Genomic DNA, 18,124 nt, shown 5'->3' on the forward strand with positions numbered 1-18,124 from the left:
TACTCCGAATGTAGGCAAAAGGCAAGTTCATCTTGTCTGCAACAATAGCTCCATGAGGGATGCCTGCAGTTGCTGTTCCGGCAATAACTTCCACCTGAGGGAAGGCTTCCTTGATTTTTTCCGCAAAACCATTTTCAATCAAGGTGCGGGTCTCAGGGTAAGAAAGGGTAATCCGGTTATCGGTATAAATTGGTGATTGAATCCCTGATGCCCAAGTGAAAGGCTCGTTTGGTTTTAAGTAAACCGCTTTGATGTCCAATAAATCTGATGCAATTTGTGCTGCTAAGGTCATATTTTTCCTCTTTTCTTGTTCCCTAGATGCTGTCTCAAAAGACATGGCATAGCTGTAAATGTTTAACGATTCCACTCCTCTTTGATGGCGAGGTAAGCCTGATAGGGGTCAGGTGCTTGTGTGATAGGGCGCCCAACGACAATATAACTGGATCCAATGTGTCGGGCTTGGCCAGGAGTTACTACGCGCTTTTGGTCGCCTACAGCTGCACCCGCTGGGCGGATACCTGGTGTCAGGCAAATAAAGGCCTCAGAAGTAGCTTCGTGGATAGCCTGAGCCTCCTTGGCGGAACAAACCACACCATCCAAACCGGCCTCTTGCGTTTTTTTAGCATAATGCAAAACCGAAGCCTGCAGGGATGTTTGGATATTTTGGTCTTCTTGCATTTGTTCTTCCGACGTTGATGTCAGTTGGGTGACGGCAATCAGTTTTGGCCCAGGGCCAAGGCCTTGACGTGCCGCCTGCATCATTTCGACACCACCTGCAGCATGCACATTGGTCATATCCACGCCTAGGTCTGCCAAAACTTTCATGGCTGAGTATACCGTATTGGGAATGTCATGCAATTTCAAATCCAAAAAGACACTGTGCCCAAGTGATTTGACATATTTTACAATTTCTGGACCTTGAGCATAGTAAAGTTCCATTCCAATTTTAACATAAAGCGATTCGTCTGTTGGAAATTTGGCTAAAAAGGCTTTGACTTCTTCAAAACTCGGAAAATCAAGTGCAATAACAGGACGTTCTTCTCGCATGTCTAATCTCCTTTGTAACACGTTGGTGCAATGCTTCGAGTGACGCGATGCCATACTTGGCCATCACCCGGGGTAAATTGTCGATAATATTTGGACAGGCGTAAGGGTCGGTAAAGTTGGCCGTACCAACACCGATTGCCTTGGCACCTGCTAAAAGCAATTCTAAGGCACTTTCAGCTGAGTCAACCCCACCCATACCGATAATAGGGAGGTCGGATTGTTCAGCCACCTGGCGAATGAGTTTGACAGCAATGGGTAAGAGAGCTGGGCCACTCAGACCACCTGTCCCATTGGCAATGATGGGCTTTCCTGTCTTTAAGTCCAGTCGCATGCCTACTAGGGTGTTAATCATGGTAAAACCAGTGGCCCCAGCCGCTTCAGCTGCCTGTGCTGTAACCGTAATATCCGCTACGCTAGGGGTTAACTTGACGTAAACAGGGACATCTGCATGAGCAACTGCTGCCTTGACCACTTGATAGGTCAAGTCTGGGTCCTGCCCGATTAAGAGGCCGTGATTGCCATGGTCAACATTAGGGCAGGAAATATTCAGTTCAATGGCTGTCACGTTTGCTGCTTGCGAGATACGCTGCGAAACATAAGCATATTCTTCCACAGAAAAGCCTGCCACATTTGCAATAATGGGAAGGTCTGGGAAATGGTCTTGAAGCCAAGGTAACTTTTCAGCCAAGACTTTGTCTACACCAGGATTTTGCAAACCGATGGCGTTCAACATGCCCGATGGGCTTTCGGCAACACGAGGGGTCGGATTCCCAAAACGCGGCTCTCGTGTGGTGGCCTTAATCATAATGGCCCCCAGCCGATTAAGGTCGTAGTAATTGGCGTATTCTTGCCCAAAGCCAAAGCAACCTGAGGCTGGAATGATAGGATTTTTCAAGTCTAAACCTGGCAGATGGACTGCTAATGGATTTTCTATCATCGGCACCTCCTATAAGACCACATGGCCTGTTGGAAAAACAGGGCCCTCATGACAGACACGTTCATTGCTGGCATCTGTTCCATCTTTGAGATGAACAACACACGCATAACAAGCGCCCATCCCACAAGCCATGCGTTCTTCTAGCGAGATAAAGGCCTGAGGGTGGTCTTGAAAAGTTTGGTCCACATAAGCTAACATGCCCGGTGCGCCGCAGGCGTAGACAGCGTCATAGGTCTCCTCAAATTGGTCGATAACCGTTGAGACGTAACCCTTAATCCCATAAGAACCATCGTCGGTCGTTACGATAACTTGTCCGTATTGCGCCATTTGCTTTTCCAAAATCACGGCGTTCTTGCTAGCAAAACCTAGCACAGCTGTAACTGCCACTCCGTTTTCATGCAATTCTTTGGCTACCTCAACCATTGGCGGTACGCCAATCCCACCGCCGATAACAAGCGCCTTTTGCCCCTTTGAAACCAAAGACAAATCAAAGCCGTTGCCCTGTGGTCCCATGACATCAAGTGACTCCCCAGCAGTCATTTGACTGAGCAAACGGGTGCCATCTCCAGCCACCCGGTAAATAATGGTCACTGCCTTAGCGACTTTATCCACACGAGATACACTGATGGGGCGCCGCAACAGTTTACTAGGGTCAGGGACACGAATATGCAAAAATTGACCTGCTTTGATGTCCGCAACCATTTCTCCCCTTAATACCATTTCAAAGATATCAGGGGCAATTTCTTTTTGACTCACTAGCCTTAGTTTTTCTTGTAACGCCATAGCAACCTTTCACCAAAAAAGACCTCACCCAAGAGGGCAAGGTCACACAAAATCCAGCAGGGGCTATAGGCCTGCTTTTTTTATCACTTGGTGCCTTTGCAGCCTCTCTGGACTGAATTAAAGGATATCTTAGGCTATTATAGGAAGTCTCTCTCTATTTGTCAAGTGATTTTAGGAGGCTGCTAAGTTATCCCCGCTATGACAAATCAAACGGCAACCGTTACAGCAAAAAAAAGCCCCAAAAATGTTTGGAACTTTCTTTGCTATTAGGCTTTTGCCTTGGCTTGGGCTTTTGCCTTATCTTTTTTCATCGTATTAGACCGCAACTGACCGCAGGCAGCATCGATATCTGTTCCATGTTCTTGACGGACAACACAGTTAACGCCGTTTTTCTTTAAGACATCATAGAAAGTATCCACACGCTCTTTAGGACTACGGCTATATTGGTCATGCTCTGAAACAGGGTTATAAGGAATCAAATTGACATAGGACAATTTTCGAATTTTTTGGGTTAAATCCGCCAATTCCTGCGCATTTTCAGGCTTATCGTTGACCTCATTTAACATAATATACTCAAAGGTCACCCGACGGTTGGTCTTAGCAATATAGTATTCAATCGCATCAAACAATTTTTCCAATGGGAAAGAGCGGTTAATCCGCATGATGCTCGAACGGAGGTCATTATTTGGCGCATGAAGGGAAACCGCCAAGTTCACTTGAATGTTTTCATCTGCAAATTCGCGAATCTTATGGGCCAAACCAGACGTGGAAACAGTGATGTGACGTGCTCCAATAGCCAATCCCTTGTCATCATTGATGGTTCGTAAGAATTTTAAGACGTTGGTGTAATTGTCAAACGGTTCCCCAATCCCCATCACAACGACATGGCTCACACGCTCATCACGGCCCCTTTCATCCAAGTATTTTTGGACCAGCATAATCTGAGCTGTAATTTCTCCATTGTTGAGGTCGCGTTGTTTTTTAATCAAACCAGAGGCACAAAAAGTACAGCCGATATTACAGCCGACTTGAGTGGTGACACAAACAGAAAGACCGTAGTGCTGACGCATCAAAACGGTTTCGATGAGCATGCCATCTGGCAGTTCAAACAGGTACTTAATCGTGCCATCTGCAGATTCTTGAACAATCCGTTGTTTTAAAGGATTGACGCAAAAGTTTTCATTCAAAAGGGCAATAAAATCTTTTGAAATATTAGTCATTTCTTCAAAAGATTGCACACGTTTGCGGTAAAGCCAGTCCCAAATCTGTGTGGCACGGAATTTCTTTTGGCCATGTTCTAGACTCCAGGCGATTAGTTCATCTTGGGTCAGTGTGTAAATTGATGGTTTCATGCGTTAACCTTTCTTGCGGATGGTAAAATGTTGGTTGCTCTCTCGCTTTTTCGATGGCTTTTGGGCTGGACGAGTCTCTTGACTGCGTCGCTTAGTCTGAAAATGCGCGCCTTGTGACGATTTCTTTCGTGACCGCCGGTCTTTGCGTCGGTAGTCTTTTTCCTCTTGATAAGTCACCTTTTGCGGCTGGGTGTTTTTTAAGACAAAGTAATCACAACCAAAATTACAATATTCCTGCAGATAATCTTCCAAACGGGAAATGGTATTTTCCCCTTTTTTAGAGGTCTCATAAAACCCCTTTAGGCGCAATTGGTCATTGCCCCAGTCCCCCACAATGAAATCATATTGACACAGCCAATCACTATAGCGTTGTGTGAAACTTTCGGTGTCAAAGCCCTCCTGGGAATTATAGACAAGCTCAAACTGACGACCTTCTGCCTGAACAAACGGGGCTTCATATTGAAATATTGGTCCTGGAAAACGATTGTAATTATACAAATCAGGTGAGATATCCTTTTTCATGTCTTCCTTTCATGTAGCGAGCCACCGTTTGGCGCAAGAGGTCTGGAAAATGCAAGTGCACCTTCTGCTGTTTAAGGCTTTCAAAGTAAGGTGCAAAATAATATTGGTCTACCAAAACGAGGCGGTGCCGCTCTTTCGTCTTATCAACCTTTCTATTATACACTATTTCTCCATTTTTGTAAGTAAATCCCTGTGACCGCATCTCCCCAAAAATTTTTCCACGAAAGCCCATCCCACGAATAGCCTGGTGTTTCAGCAATTCTGCCTGATAGTAAATATCTTGGCAAATGTCTTTGAGTTCTTGACTAGTCACCTCTAAGCTGATTAAGCGCATTTGGTGAGGGAGACTTTGGTGCAAGCTATCCAGCGTGCAGTTTTGCGCAAAGGGGGTGACTACAATACCTGTGTTGAGTAAGCACAGGTCAGCTTCTGTCGCACTACGCATGGCCTGCATGGTCAAAGCCACACTTTCTTCGAGGTCAGGAGCCCGGTCAAAATCCTCCAAAGCCACCTGCGCTAACAAGCGATGCCCGTCAGCAGCCATCGCAGACACCCAAGCCTTATCTTCTGTGCGACTGGGTAATTCTGACGTCGCAAAGGTTTTGATGACACAATCCTCTAACCCATCATCTCCTATGACAAGGTCAATTTCTCCCACATGTTCGCCATAACGACCAGCCGCAGCTAGATAAACACCATTGACCTGCGTGCCTTCCTCTAAAAGGTGATGGGTATGCGCTCCGATGATGAGGTCAATCTGTGGGAAGCGTTTAGCCATCTCTTGATCGACACCCAGACCTAAATGACTTAGGACAATAACGGCATCCGCTGAAGTCAGCTGAGGAAGAGCCAAATCTTTCTCCAGACAAGCATACATGTCCAACACCTGCCAACCATTGGGTTCATACGTCAAGGTATAGGGGAAAGTGTAGCCTAAAAAGGCCAGACGATGCCCCTGAGAGGTTTCAAAAATGGCATAAGGCTCTGCCCAAGTTGGTCGTGTCCCATCCGGATGTCTCAGATTTCCCAAAACAACAGAAAAGTCCGCGGCATCATAGAGGCTTGTCATTTCTTGTTTAGATAGACCAATCCCTTCATTGTTTCCAATTGTTGCAAAGTCAATTCCCAGAGCATTCATCAACTGGACATTCCACTGGCCTGATGTCGCATCCGTCAGGGGATGACTCTTATCCACATTGTCTCCAATGTCCAAGCGCAAAACCTGACCATCAAAGCCCTGACCGTGTTCCCGAAAAAAGCGACGAAGTTTGGGGTAATTTTCAGCATGTGAATGAAAATCATTCAGATGCAAGAGACGAACAGATTCTTTCATATTGCCATTATACCGCAAAAGCAAAAAAAGGTCGGCATTCAGGTAAGCCCTGACCGACACTTCTTTTAGAGATTGATTTGGTTATAAGACTTGCTAAAAGCTTTCTTCACTGACCGAGGCGCCTTATCCCAGGAGCTGGTCTTAGTGAGTTCACCCACGACAATGGTTCTTTGTGTCGCTTCAGCATCTGTACAAGTCACCAGAGTGACCTGAGTCTTTCCAGGCGTATCATCAATGACAGCGACATCTGTCGGGTCAACAATCGATACACTGGTGATTGTATAGGTATAAACCTTTTCTTTATCGGTTAGATAAATCTTTTGACCTGCCTTAGAACGGTCCAAGGGAGAAAAGAGCATCTCAGAAGCACCCGCCATGGCAAAAACATGGTGACTGGCCAAGGCGTAATTGCCTTGTCCCATCACTTGGTCTTCTTTCATGGTGCCAGCCCCATAAGAAAGCTCGGTATTCCCAAGCCCTTTAAAGATTGGTAGGTTGATACCAACGTCAGGTATTGCGATACCACCAATCACCGGTAGGTCTTGTGCGCTCATTTGAGCAGACAAAACTGATTCTGCACTCAGTGATTTGACAGCATTAAAATCGTAGGTGGCCTTTTTCTTTTGGTTACTTTCTAGCGTTTTCTTGGACACATGAGAGACTTGGTAACGATTGGAGTTCCAGGCAATCATACTATTTCTCAAGGAGCGTTGGAAAACCAAAGCCAAACCGACCGTGAATAAGAGGATGATGACTAGCCAACGCAAGACCGAAGCGAGTCTACCTTTGAAAGACCTTGGCTGCTTAGACTTCTTGACCATCTGCCGCCTCCTGGTTTTCTTTAGTCTCACTTGAGGCTTCGGCTGCCACTAGCGTAAAGTTAACAATTTTGGCATCTTGGTCCAAACGCATCACCTTAACCCCCATAGCTGCACGACCAGTTTGCGAGATGCTAGCTACGTGTGTGCGAATCATGACACCTGTATCAGTGATTAGCATAATGTCCTCATCTCCGGAAACCGTTACGAGGCCTGCCAATGGGCCGTTCTTGCTTGTAATGTTTGCGGTTTTAATCCCTTTCCCACCGCGACCTTTTTGTGGGTACTCTTGGGCGGAAGTTCGCTTACCGAAACCTTTTTCGGTCACAATTAGAATTTCTTGCTCATCTGAAACAACGCATGCCCCAACCACTTCATCTGTATCGCGTAGGGTAATCCCCTTGACACCCGTCGCCGACCGACTCATGGCGCGCACCTTGTCTTCTGCAAAACGGACCGTGTAACCCGTCTTGGTTCCGATAATCACGTCATCTTGACCACTCGTTACAAAGACATTGATTAGCTCATCGCCATCTTTTAGATTCAAGGCTTTCAAGCCATTTTGGCGAATGTTTTTGAATTCCTCAAGGGCGGTTCGTTTGACCACACCGTACTTGGTCACAAAGAAGAGGTAGGCATCTGCCTCTTCTCTTGCACCACCGATGATGGTTTGGATTTTTTCACCCTCATCCAGTTTCAGGAGGTTAACAATCGGAAGCCCTTTAGCTGTACGGCCATATTCAGGCACTTCATAGCCTTTTAGCCGATAAACCCGCCCCAGATTGGTCATGAAATAAATCGGGTCGTGGGTGCTCAATGACAATAACTGACTGACAAAATCGTCATCGTTGACACCAGTTCCCTGAACCCCACGGCCACCACGGTTTTGCGCCCGAAACTCATCCTGGGCCAAACGCTTGATATAGCCCTTGTTTGACAAGGTAATCAAGACATCTTCTTCTTCGATGAGGTCTTCGTCTTCAAGTGACAAGACTTCACCCACCATGAGCTCTGTTCGACGCTCATCCGCAAATTTACGCTTAATTTCTTCCAACTCGTCACCGATGATGGCAATCACGCGCTCAGGCTTGGCTAAAATATCGGCTAAGTCTGCAATAAGAACCAAGAGGTCATCATACTCCGACTGAATCTTGTCTCTTTCCAAACCGGTCAGACGACGCAGACGCATATCTAGGATAGCTTGGCTCTGACGTTCTGACAAGGCAAAACGACTCATCAATTCTTGTTGAGCGATGGTGTCCGTTTCACTGTTACGGATAATACGGATAACCTCGTCGAGATGGTCTAGAGCAATCAATAAGCCTTCTAAAATATGCGCTCTGCTTTCCGCTTTCGCCTTGTCAAAGGCAGTCCGACGAACGATAACATCCTTTTGGTGGGCAATATAGTTGGCCAAAATTTGACGCAAAGACAGAATTTTAGGAACGCCTTTTTCAATGGCCAGCATATTAAAACTAAAGTTGGTTTGAAGACTCGTCAACTTAAAGAGGTTATTGAGAATTACATGCGCCGAAGCATCCCGTCGCACTTCAATCACCATACGGACACCCTCACGGTTGGACTCATCCCGCACTGCCGTGATGCCCTCAATCCGTTTTTCCTGAGCCAGACGAACAATATGTTCGTGTACCTTGGTTTTATTGACCATGTAAGGAAACTCAGTGACGACAATGCGTTCACGACCTGACTTCGTTTCTTCGATTTCTGTCCGAGCCCGTAAGACGATTGAGCCCTTACCTGTTTCATAAGCCTTATGGATACCTGAGCGTCCCATGACCAAAGCACCCGTCGGAAAATCTGGCCCTGGCAGGACTTCCATAAGTTCTCGAGTGGTCACATCTGGGTTTTTCAACATCAGGTGAACAGCGTCAATCGTTTCACCAAGGTTGTGGGTCGGGATATTAGTCGCCATCCCAACAGCGATACCTGTTGCGCCATTCACGAGAAGATTTGGAAAACGTGCTGGCAAGACCACAGGTTCTCTTTCAGAACCATCATAGTTGTCCTGATAGTCAACCGTGTTTTTATTGATGTCGCGCAACATTTCTAGAGCAATCTTACTCATGCGGGCTTCGGTATACCGCTGCGCCGCTGGTCCATCCCCATCCATAGAACCAAAGTTACCGTGACCATCCACTAGCATGTAGCGGTAAGACCACCATTGTGCCATCCGAACCATGGCTTCATAGATAGACGAGTCCCCATGTGGATGGTATTTCCCCATGACGTCCCCTGTAATCCGAGCTGATTTTTTATGGGGTTTGTCCGGTGTTACCCCTAATTCATTCATGCCGTATAAAATACGACGTTGCACGGGTTTTAGACCATCCCGTACATCTGGAAGCGCACGCGAGACGATAACGCTCATGGCATAGTCAATGAAGCTTGTTTTCATCTCGCTGGTCAGATTGACATCGACCAAATTTTTATCTTGCATGCACTCTACTCCCATTCTATGTAAATACGCTTTATTATAGCATTTTTTCAGTTATTTGACCATGAAAACACGTGACTTGCCTTGCAAAGCCAAGCTCTTTCTCCAATTATGTTGAAAGTTTTCTGCATATTTTCTCAAAAGTCTTTGGCTTGAGGGAGAAATTCCAATAAAACCGTGACAGAAAGCCCATAACGTGATAGAATACATGTGAATGGGTCTTGAACTCAAAAAAAATTAAGGAGATGTTTAGCATGACTGCAACTAAACAACACAAAAAGTTATCCTTGTCGGTGACGGTGCCGTTGGATCTTCATACGCTTTTGCCTTGGTCAACCAAGGAATTGCTCAAGAATTGGGAATTATCGAAATCCCTCAATTGTTCGAAAAAGCGGTTGGTGACGCTCTCGACTTGAGCCACGCCTTGGCTTTCACTTCACCTAAGAAAATCTACGCAGCAAAATACGAAGACTGTGCAGATGCTGACTTGGTTGTTATCACAGCTGGTGCCCCTCAAAAACCAGGTGAAACACGTTTGGACTTGGTTGGTAAAAACCTTGCCATCAACAAATCAATCGTTACTCAAGTTGTTGAATCAGGATTCAAGGGAATCTTCCTCGTTGCAGCAAACCCAGTTGACGTATTGACATACTCTACTTGGAAATTCTCAGGCTTCCCTAAAGAACGTGTTATCGGTTCAGGTACTTCCCTTGACTCTGCACGTTTCCGTCAAGCTTTGGCTGAAAAATTGGATGTGGATGCACGTTCCGTTCACGCCTACATCATGGGTGAACACGGTGACTCAGAATTCGCTGTTTGGTCTCATGCAAACATCGCAGGTGTTAACTTAGAAGACTACCTTAAAGATGTTGACAACTTCAACGATGCTGAATTGGTTGAATTGTTCGAAGGTGTTCGTGATGCAGCCTACACCATCATCAACAAAAAAGGTGCTACTTTCTATGGTATCGCTGTTGCCTTGGCTCGTATCACAAAAGCTATCTTGGATGATGAAAATGCTGTATTGCCATTGTCAGTCTTCCAAGACGGTCAATATGGTATCAACGATGTCTTCATCGGTCAACCAGCTATCGTTGGGGCACACGGTATCGTTCGTCCAGTGAACATCCCATTGAACGACGCTGAAACACAAAAAATGCAAGCTTCTGCTGACGAATTGAAAGCTATCATCGACGAAGCGTGGCAAAACCCAGAATTCCAAGAAGCTTCTCGTAACTAAGAGCTTCACCACAAAAACCGTTTGTCAACTGACAAACGGTTTTTTTTTAGGTTTGATGGTCGCTTGCGATACCCGACTGCTACTCTTGACGGATTGGAAATTTTTTTACCTAAGAAAAACACCAGACAGGCGTCTGGTGTTTTTTGATTAGTCTTCTGCTTTTAAGGCAGCTTTTGCGATGTAGCTGAGCGGTTGATTAAAGTGTGGCAAGAAGAAGAGATCTAAAAGTGCCAATCGGTCAATGGTCACTTGCTCTTGAATAGCCAATGAGAAGAGGTGAATACCCATAGAAATGTCGCCTCTAGAGGCCATTTGCGCACCTAGCACACGACGTGTTTTTCTATCGTAAACAATCTTCAAGGTTACTTCATAGTTGCCGTGTTCCATAAAGGCAGCCTTTTGGAGGTCTTCTACCTCTGTAACCACTGGGTCAAATCCAAAACGTTCGGCTTTTTCAGCGGTTAAACCAGTCGAAACCATGTTAAGCCCAAAAATGGAAATACCGTTTGACCCTTGAACGCCCAAGGACTCAAAGTCATGACCAGCAACATTATGAGCGGCCACCATACCCGACCGGACAGCATTTGACGCTAGGGCAATGTAGTTGGTATCTTCTAAGGCATTGTCATAAACGGTCGCACAGTCTCCGATAGCATACACGTCTGGAAGGCTGGTTTCTTGTTTTTTATTGACCAGATAAGCGCCATTGCGGAAGATTTCAATCTTACCAGCACCGAGGGCTGTATTTGGACGAAAACCGACGGCCAAAACAACCATATCCACATCACGGCTTTGCTTGTCAGTGACAATACGCTCAACTTTGCCATCTCCCTCAATAGCTTGAACTGTTTCGCCAAAGGCTAGCTCAATACCATTTTCTTCTAGGTTGGCACGCATCAAGTCAGTCAAATCATGGTCATAATAGCCGGCCAAACAAGTATCCACCACGTCTACTAGAACAACTTCTTTGCCTAAGCGTTTAAAGGCTTCAGCCAGCTCAACACCAATGTAGCCTGCTCCGACAACAGCCACACGGTTAATGTGCTCAGACTTGTCTTGCAATTTATCAATCACTTCTTGAGCGTTTTGGAACAGTTTGACAAACTGCAAGTTTTCCAAGGTTGCTTCAAAGGTACGACTGCCTTCTTTGATTTCAGCTCCTTTAATCGGTGGCAAAATAGGTTGTGAACCTGTTGCCAAAATCAACTTGTCATAACTTTCGTGATGTTCTTTCCCATCAACCAGGGCAGTCACAACCTTTTTATCATAATCAATGGCTGTCACAGGGCTATTCATGTAAACCTTTGCGCCCTTTTCTTCCAAGATTTCTTTATTGGCGTAGAAAAGCCCATCTGAACCTGAAATTTGCTTACCAATCCAAAGGGCCATACCACAGCCAAGGAAAGAAATGTTTGAGTTTTGGTCAAATACCACTACCTCATTTTCAGCGCCATAGTTATCCAAGAGGGTGGTAATCGAAAAGGTACCCGCATGGTTAGCGCCAACAACAACAACTTTGCTCATAATAGCCTCCATAATCTTTCATTCCTTTAGATTATAGCAAGGCTTAAAAACGCTTTCAAGAAATATGCTCGCTTTTTCACAATTTTTTTCTAAAAAAATTACCCGCTTGCTCTTCCTTGAGGATAAATCGAGGACGTCAGCCCCTGCTCTTTAAAAACAGCTGGATGCATAGAGCCTGCTGAGGCATCTAGGCCTCATTTCAAGCACCAAAAAGCCCCTGGTCAGGAGAAACAGGGACTCTTTTATCGGTCACATTAGTCTTTTTCGGTCACAATGCCCTTGCTATCCGCTTGATAGCTTTTGCCATCGTGTTCAAATACTGTATCCGTCAGGGCTTTGCCATCCCCTCCTAGATAGTACTGGTCGCCATTGGTATCTGTGGCCAAGCGATTGCGATACATCTCACCACTATCTTCATCGAAATAGTAAGTAGCCCCATGAATGGTCAGGAATTCCCCCTTGGCTTGACTACCGTCTGCCTTAAAGTAGAGGACAAAATCGCGTTTAATCATCACGCCGTGTCGGACTTCACCATTCGCCTCAGTATAGGAAACCCTTTTCCAGTTAAGATCATAGACAAACTGGTCAGCAACACTTTCGAGTTTGGTCAAAACCCCTTTCTCATCGGCCCGATAGAACTTCTGATCCAGTGTAAAGGTAAGGTCTTGCACAAGCACAGAATCCGAATCGAAGAAGTAATCCTTGCCATCAATCGTCTCCAACCCAGACTCCGCACGGAATTTAGATTCTGGATAGAAATAATAGGTTTTGCCATTGATTACCTGCCAGCCTGTCACTGCCAAACCATCTGAACCACAGTAAACCCAACAAGGGACAGGAAGTCTACCAATATGTGGTTCATGCAGTCTCAGAGCAGTCGTATAAACGAAGGTATTACGCTTCATAGCGCCTGTCTTTTCATCAAAGAGATAATCTGGGCGTAATCCAAAGACCCCCGCTGAGTAGAGATCGCTATGAACATTAGCATTATACAGGTGAACACTTCGGACAGCTATGCCATCTTCATCATAGTAGTAGGTTTGTCCGTCCCTATCTTGGAAGCCAACGGCCATCTTACCATCTGCATTAAAGTAACGATAAACCGGAATCAGTTTTTCCCCATAACTAATTTTTTGCCAAAATTCCCTTTCTTGATTGACAGCCATCTCCCCACTATCTGGATCAAAATAATAGGTAGCCCCATCAATTTTGGTCAATCCTGACTTGACTTGGCGACCATCCTTAGCAAAATAGAGCTGTTGACCATTAATCACTTGGAAACCTGTAACCAGCTGGCCATCCCCATCAAAATAATACCAGTTGCCTTGGTCGTCAGAGACGAATTGGTTGCGATAGGACGCCCCCTCCGTCACGACACCAGTTGCATCTGCCGTGTAGGTTTTTCCGTCAAAGACAAAAGGTCGGTTAGTCACCAGACGGCCATTGTCGGCATCATAGTAATAGGTTTTGCCATCACGCACAACAAGGGCATCTTTGGCTTGAAGGCCATCTTCGTAGAAATACAAATTAAACGTGTCAATGATTTGGGGACCAGTCAACCAGTGACCGGCATCATCTGCATAGTACCAGTTGACCTGGTCTTCAGAAACAAACTGATTGCGGTATTTGGGAACTTCTGTCAGAACACCCTGGCTATCTGCGGTGTAAGCTACCCCATCGATGGTTATCGGATAAACACGACGATAAAGTTCACCGGAAGCTTTATCGAAATAATACCGCTTGCCATCAATTGTCACCAGTTCGCCCTTGGCTTGGCGACCAGCCGAGTGGAAATAAAGACGAACGTTATCTACGGTTTGAAAACCTGTCAATTTTTGCCCATTGGCATCGTAATAATACCAGTTACCCTGGTCATCTGAGACGAATTGATTGCGGTGTTGTGGCACTTGGGTCACGACACCAGTTGTATCTGCGGTGTAGGTCTTGCCATCAAGAACGAAGGTTTGGTCCGTCACCAGACGTCCATTATCGGCATCATAGTAATAGCTTTTACCGTCACGTTCCACCAAAGCATCCTTGGCTTGAACACCATCTGCGTAGAAATAAAGATGGAAGCTATCAATGGTCTGCTCACCAGTCACAAGCTGACCAGTCGGATCAGCATAGTACCAATTGCCCTCAGCATCTGAGAAGAAACCATCCGTAGCCAATTGACCACTTCCTGCCTTGAAGTAATGGCTACTGCCGTCAAAGACGATAAAAGCATCCTTGGCTTGAACGCCGTCAGGGTAGAAATAGAGCGGGAAGCTGTCTATAATTTGCAGGCCGGTCACCGCCTTGCCATCCTCACCCAGATAGTACCAGTTGCCTGCGGCATCTGAGGCAAAGCCGTTCCGGTAGATTTCACCAGAATCCTTGTCAAAATAATAGCTACTGCCGTCAACCGTGACCACTTCGCCCTTGGCCTGACGGCCATCGGCATGGAAATAGAGCTGAAGGTAGTCCACTGTTTGAAAACCAGTCAGTTTTTGTCCATTGGCATCGTAATAATACCAGTTGCCCTGGTCATCTGAGACAAATTGACTGCGCGGTGTGTCGACAGAAGGCTTAGTCTGATCACCGCTTGATGGGGCCGTTTCGTCTGCCTCTGGTGGTGTTTGGCTAGGTTCTGCAGGTGACGCGTTTGCTGTCCCAGAATCGTCTATTGACGCTTGGTCTGCAACTTGCTCCGTCGAAGTTTCCGCTGTCAAGGCTTGGCTAGACAGGTCACCGTCACTGGTAGGCACTGCTTGATCGGCAAGGGGCGCTTCACTGAGACTGTCAGATGCGTCAGAAAGCCCATCGCTTGTGACCACTTCGACAGGTGGCGAAGCTGGGTCATTGCTGGCAAGCTCATCTGCCTGCACAGACCCTGCACCTAGCAAGAGAAGACCTAGTGCCGCAGTCGACACCATTACCGTAACCCAACGCTTCTTCACTTTATGTAAGTGAAATCGAACCTTCTTTTCCATGGTTCTGTCCTCCTTTTTTAGATTTCACCGACATTTTAGCACCATTTTAAAACGCTTTCAAACAATAATATAAGAAATATTATGGTTTTCATATTATGTCACTTTCCTATCTTAATCAATCCTTAAAAGCGACTTTGTCAGCAATAAAAATCCCCCGATGACAAAATCGAGGGATTGCTAATAACTTATGGGCTAACTTGGGTAGCTACACCATCTGCGTCAAAGACATAGACATAATGAGCAGGTTCAGTAACCAGTTTACGATTTACCCATTTTTCACCGCTGTCGGGGTCGAAATAATAAGACTTGCCATCAATGTTTACAAAGCGTCCTTTCGCTTGTTTTCCGTCCTCATAAAAATACAAGTGCTGGCCATTGATGGTCTGAAAGCCCGTTAGCATAGTGCCATCAGCATCAAAATAATACCACTTATGATCCTCATCTGAGATGAATTGGTTCCGAATATCTAAGAGGGTTGGATGCCCATTTTCATCTAGGTGATAGATTTTGCCGTCTTTTACGACATTAACATTGCGAGACAAGGGGGCCATGTTGTAGCCTGGTGCCTCATACTTAAAGTGGTAGAGCTGGCCATCGATGACTTGCCAAGGGTCCTTAGTCTTTCCACTTGGGCTTCCAAGAGTGTAGCCTGCATAATTGAAGTAATAGATGTTACCATTCACTTCAAAAAGCCCTTTTTGAAGCACCCCTTCAGCATCGGTTTTATAATCAGAAGAATAAACGACCTTATCAAAGGCATCCCGACCTGAATAGCTGACCTTTCCGGTATAATTGCGTTTTAAGCGCCCTTGACCATCGAATAAATAGTATTTCCCGTCAATTTCTTTCACAATACTAGCCGCACGGTAGTGTTCTAACTGATTATCTGCAGCCGTTGGTGGCATAAAATAATAAGTTTCCCCGTCAACCGTCTGCCAGCCTGTTTGAAGACGGCCTTCGCTGTCCGCTAAATAGTAATAGATAGCGTACATAGGACCTACGCTGGTGACTGTTGAAGCAATCAATTGATTTTTTAGTAATTTTCCAGTCACGGGGTCAAAATAGTAAGCCTCTTCACCAATTAAGGTTCTACCTTTGGCCATGTGTCCTGAGTCAGGAAAGAAATAATAGGTATCATCACTTAAGGTAACAACCCCCTGCTTGTAAACTTCCCCCCGATTAGTCAAATAGAGGGTGTAGTCATTGTTACGTCCTGGCATACGAACCGTGTAAAATTGGTCGTGTAGCATAGAGCCGTCAGTTGCAAAATAGTAGGTTTGGCCATTAATCTCTTTGGAACCATCCCTAAACATTTCCCCACTATCGGGATCAAAATAATAGCTTTCTCCCTCGATGTTCACGAGTTTTCCTTTAGCCTGACGGCCATCCTTATCGAAGTAGAGTGAAACCCCATCAACCGTCTGAAAACCCGTTAGTTTTTGGCCATTGGCATCATAATAATACCAGTTTCCCTGATCGTCAGAGACAAATTGTTTTCGGTATTGTGGCTTCTCTGTCACCACACCTGCGTCATCTGCAGTGTAGAACTTGCCATTCAGTTCAAAATCAGCTTGACGTAAAAGGGCGTTAGTCCCTGGTTGGAAATAGTAAAGTTTGCCATCAATGGATCTGAGACCAAATCCCATACGGAATTTAGATTCTGGGTAGAAATAATAGGTTTGACCATTAATTTCCTGCCAACCTGAAACAGCCTTCCCATCCTCGCCAAAGTATGCCAAATGTCGGCTAGGATAACGCGTCCCTGCGGGGTCTTCAGGACTAAAACCATAGACTTCCGCAAAGGCATTGCGGTACATCGCACCTGTTTGCGCATCAAACTGATAGTCCACCGTTGTACCAAACAAACCTGGTATAAAATCGCGATCCGCAACATTATGGTTATAGTTAGCGACATCAAGGACTTTCACGCCGTTTTTGTCATAGTAATACCGCTGTCCATCACGGTCCAACCAGCCTGTTACCATCTTACCATCGGCATCAAAATACCGATAGGCCTTATAAACCTTATTGCGGCCATAGAGCCCAAAATCAATCTCCTGATTGGCTGCCAAAGCCCCACTATCCTTGTCAAGGTAGTAGGAATAACCATCAACCGTAACTAATTCTCCCTTGGCTTGCTTACCGTCTTCTTTGAAATAAAGCTTGACCCCATCAACCGTCTGAAAACCAGTCAGTTTTTGGCCATTGGCATCATAATAATACCAGTTTCCCTGATCGTCAGAGACAAATTGTTTACGGTATTGCGGGTTCTCTGTCAGAACGCCACTAGCATCTGCGGTATAAGACTTACCCTGATAGTCGAAAACCAGGTTGGTCACTAGCCGACCGTCATCTGCGTCATAGTAGTACTTTTTGCCTTCTCGTTCAACCAGCGCATTCTTGGCCTGAACACCATCTTGGTAGAAATAAAGATGGAAGCTATCAATAGTTTGCGGACCGGTGACCTTTTGGCCATCAGCATCGTAATAATACCAGTTACCAGCTTCATCAGAAAGGAACTGACGGCGGGGTGTCTCAGCCACATCGCTAGCTCTGGATTGGTCTGAACCCTCAGCAGCTTCTGCTACTGTTGAACTATTAACATTTTCGGACGCCCTTGCGCCTGTGCTCGCAGGTGTGAGCTCCTCCTGCTTATTCAGACCACTTGTCTGAATTTCTGAGTCTTCACTTAAAGGCGTTTGTCCTTCCTTTGCGTCAGCGGTAATGCCTTCTGATACACTTGCCGTGCTTATCGCACTCTGCTCTTGACCAGCTACCGATTCAGCTGCGCTAGCTTCTTCTCCTTGGCTCTCCTCTTGCGATTGGGAGATGTCTCCACTGCTTTTTGTGCTGTCTACTGATACTACTTGCGGGGCACTATCAGTTACAGAAATTTCTTCTGCTTGGACGCTGTTGCCCCCTGCTAGCGTCAGAGCCAGTGCCAATGTCGACACAGTTAGCGTTACCCAATGTTTTTTCACTTTATGTAAGCGAAAACGAACCTTCTTTTCCATGGTTGCGACCTCCTTTTGTTTATCACGGTCATTTTAACACAAATAGTAACGCTTACAAACCCTATCCCCTAGGAAAAGCTCTTGATTTCATATTATGTCATTATGTTTTCTTAAAAAGACCTTAAAC

Annotated in this window: 12 protein-coding genes and 1 pseudogene; 1 reads left to right on the forward strand and 12 read right to left on the reverse strand. The window is 45.7% G+C overall.

What is annotated here, in order from left to right; all coding sequences use genetic code 11:
- From STRDD12_RS02560 to gyrA, 9 genes are all read right to left on the reverse strand, one after another.
- Positions 1–292 (reverse strand): orotate phosphoribosyltransferase (locus STRDD12_RS02560; RefSeq protein WP_443031052.1); only part of this gene is annotated, 292 nt, incomplete at its 3' end.
- Positions 293–354: 62 nt separating this feature from the next.
- Complete coding sequence (pyrF, locus tag STRDD12_RS02565) at positions 355–1,047, reverse strand: orotidine-5'-phosphate decarboxylase (protein WP_066914877.1); 693 nt, start codon at positions 1,045–1,047, stop codon at positions 355–357.
- Positions 1,016–1,981: a dihydroorotate dehydrogenase gene (locus STRDD12_RS02570; RefSeq protein ID WP_066916188.1), complete on the reverse strand. Its 966-nt coding sequence runs from the start codon at positions 1,979–1,981 to the stop codon at positions 1,016–1,018. Before STRDD12_RS02570 ends, pyrF begins: the two co-directional genes overlap by 32 nt.
- A gap of 12 nt (positions 1,982–1,993) precedes the next feature.
- Positions 1,994–2,767, reverse strand: a complete 774-nt coding sequence (locus tag STRDD12_RS02575; RefSeq protein ID WP_066914879.1) for a dihydroorotate dehydrogenase electron transfer subunit — start codon at positions 2,765–2,767, stop codon at positions 1,994–1,996.
- Positions 2,768–3,033: 266 nt separating this feature from the next.
- Positions 3,034–4,119, reverse strand: coding sequence for a dual-specificity RNA methyltransferase RlmN (gene rlmN, locus STRDD12_RS02580; RefSeq protein WP_066914881.1), 1,086 nt, complete (start codon positions 4,117–4,119; stop codon positions 3,034–3,036).
- A 3-nt stretch (positions 4,120–4,122) separates the two neighbouring features.
- Entirely contained in the window at positions 4,123–4,641 is a 519-nt protein-coding gene (locus tag STRDD12_RS02585) for a YutD family protein (protein WP_066914884.1), read from the reverse strand.
- Positions 4,619–5,974: a bifunctional metallophosphatase/5'-nucleotidase gene (locus STRDD12_RS02590; RefSeq protein ID WP_066916190.1), complete on the reverse strand. Its 1,356-nt coding sequence runs from the start codon at positions 5,972–5,974 to the stop codon at positions 4,619–4,621. Before STRDD12_RS02590 ends, STRDD12_RS02585 begins: the two co-directional genes overlap by 23 nt.
- 65 nt (positions 5,975–6,039) lie before the next feature.
- Positions 6,040–6,795: a class A sortase gene (locus STRDD12_RS02595; RefSeq protein WP_066914886.1), complete on the reverse strand. Its 756-nt coding sequence runs from the start codon at positions 6,793–6,795 to the stop codon at positions 6,040–6,042.
- Complete coding sequence (gene gyrA, locus STRDD12_RS02600; RefSeq protein WP_066914888.1) at positions 6,779–9,250, reverse strand: DNA gyrase subunit A; 2,472 nt, start codon at positions 9,248–9,250, stop codon at positions 6,779–6,781. Before gyrA ends, STRDD12_RS02595 begins: the two co-directional genes overlap by 17 nt.
- Positions 9,251–9,501: 251 nt before the next feature.
- On the opposite strand from gyrA, the pseudogene STRDD12_RS02605 reads away from it, so the two are divergent.
- Positions 9,502–10,487: pseudogene (locus STRDD12_RS02605) on the forward strand (L-lactate dehydrogenase).
- A 147-nt stretch (positions 10,488–10,634) separates the two neighbouring features.
- Here STRDD12_RS02605 and nox read toward each other — a convergent pair.
- The 3 genes from nox to STRDD12_RS02620 all read right to left on the reverse strand — a co-directional run bounded on the left by nox (position 10,635) and on the right by STRDD12_RS02620 (position 17,997).
- Complete coding sequence (gene nox / locus STRDD12_RS02610; protein ID WP_066916192.1) at positions 10,635–12,011, reverse strand: H2O-forming NADH oxidase; 1,377 nt, start codon at positions 12,009–12,011, stop codon at positions 10,635–10,637.
- A 254-nt stretch (positions 12,012–12,265) separates the two neighbouring features.
- Positions 12,266–14,983: a KxYKxGKxW signal peptide domain-containing protein gene (locus STRDD12_RS02615; protein ID WP_066914890.1), complete on the reverse strand. Its 2,718-nt coding sequence runs from the start codon at positions 14,981–14,983 to the stop codon at positions 12,266–12,268.
- 185 nt (positions 14,984–15,168) lie between these two features.
- Positions 15,169–17,997: a KxYKxGKxW signal peptide domain-containing protein gene (locus tag STRDD12_RS02620; protein WP_066914892.1), complete on the reverse strand. Its 2,829-nt coding sequence runs from the start codon at positions 17,995–17,997 to the stop codon at positions 15,169–15,171.
- Positions 17,998–18,124: the final 127 nt, after the last annotated feature.

Source organism: Streptococcus sp. DD12 (assembly GCF_001578885.1).
In the GTDB taxonomy this organism is placed as follows: domain Bacteria; phylum Bacillota; class Bacilli; order Lactobacillales; family Streptococcaceae; genus Streptococcus.

What these genes read in the sequence shown, in the direction of transcription:
- rlmN (WP_066914881.1), bottom strand. Translation starts at nt 4,119, where the DNA reads ATGAAACCATCAATTTACACACTGACCCAAGATGAACTAATCGCCTGG.
- STRDD12_RS02595 (WP_066914886.1), bottom strand. Translation starts at nt 6,795, where the DNA reads ATGGTCAAGAAGTCTAAGCAGCCAAGGTCTTTCAAAGGTAGACTCGCT.
- nox (WP_066916192.1), bottom strand. Translation starts at nt 12,011, where the DNA reads ATGAGCAAAGTTGTTGTTGTTGGCGCTAACCATGCGGGTACCTTTTCG.
- gyrA (WP_066914888.1), bottom strand. Translation starts at nt 9,250, where the DNA reads ATGCAAGATAAAAATTTGGTCGATGTCAATCTGACCAGCGAGATGAAA.
- pyrF (WP_066914877.1), bottom strand. Translation starts at nt 1,047, where the DNA reads ATGCGAGAAGAACGTCCTGTTATTGCACTTGATTTTCCGAGTTTTGAA.
- STRDD12_RS02620 (WP_066914892.1), bottom strand. Translation starts at nt 17,997, where the DNA reads ATGGAAAAGAAGGTTCGTTTTCGCTTACATAAAGTGAAAAAACATTGG.
- STRDD12_RS02615 (WP_066914890.1), bottom strand. Translation starts at nt 14,983, where the DNA reads ATGGAAAAGAAGGTTCGATTTCACTTACATAAAGTGAAGAAGCGTTGG.
- STRDD12_RS02585 (WP_066914884.1), bottom strand. Translation starts at nt 4,641, where the DNA reads ATGAAAAAGGATATCTCACCTGATTTGTATAATTACAATCGTTTTCCA.
- STRDD12_RS02575 (WP_066914879.1), bottom strand. Translation starts at nt 2,767, where the DNA reads ATGGCGTTACAAGAAAAACTAAGGCTAGTGAGTCAAAAAGAAATTGCC.
- STRDD12_RS02590 (WP_066916190.1), bottom strand. Translation starts at nt 5,974, where the DNA reads ATGAAAGAATCTGTTCGTCTCTTGCATCTGAATGATTTTCATTCACAT.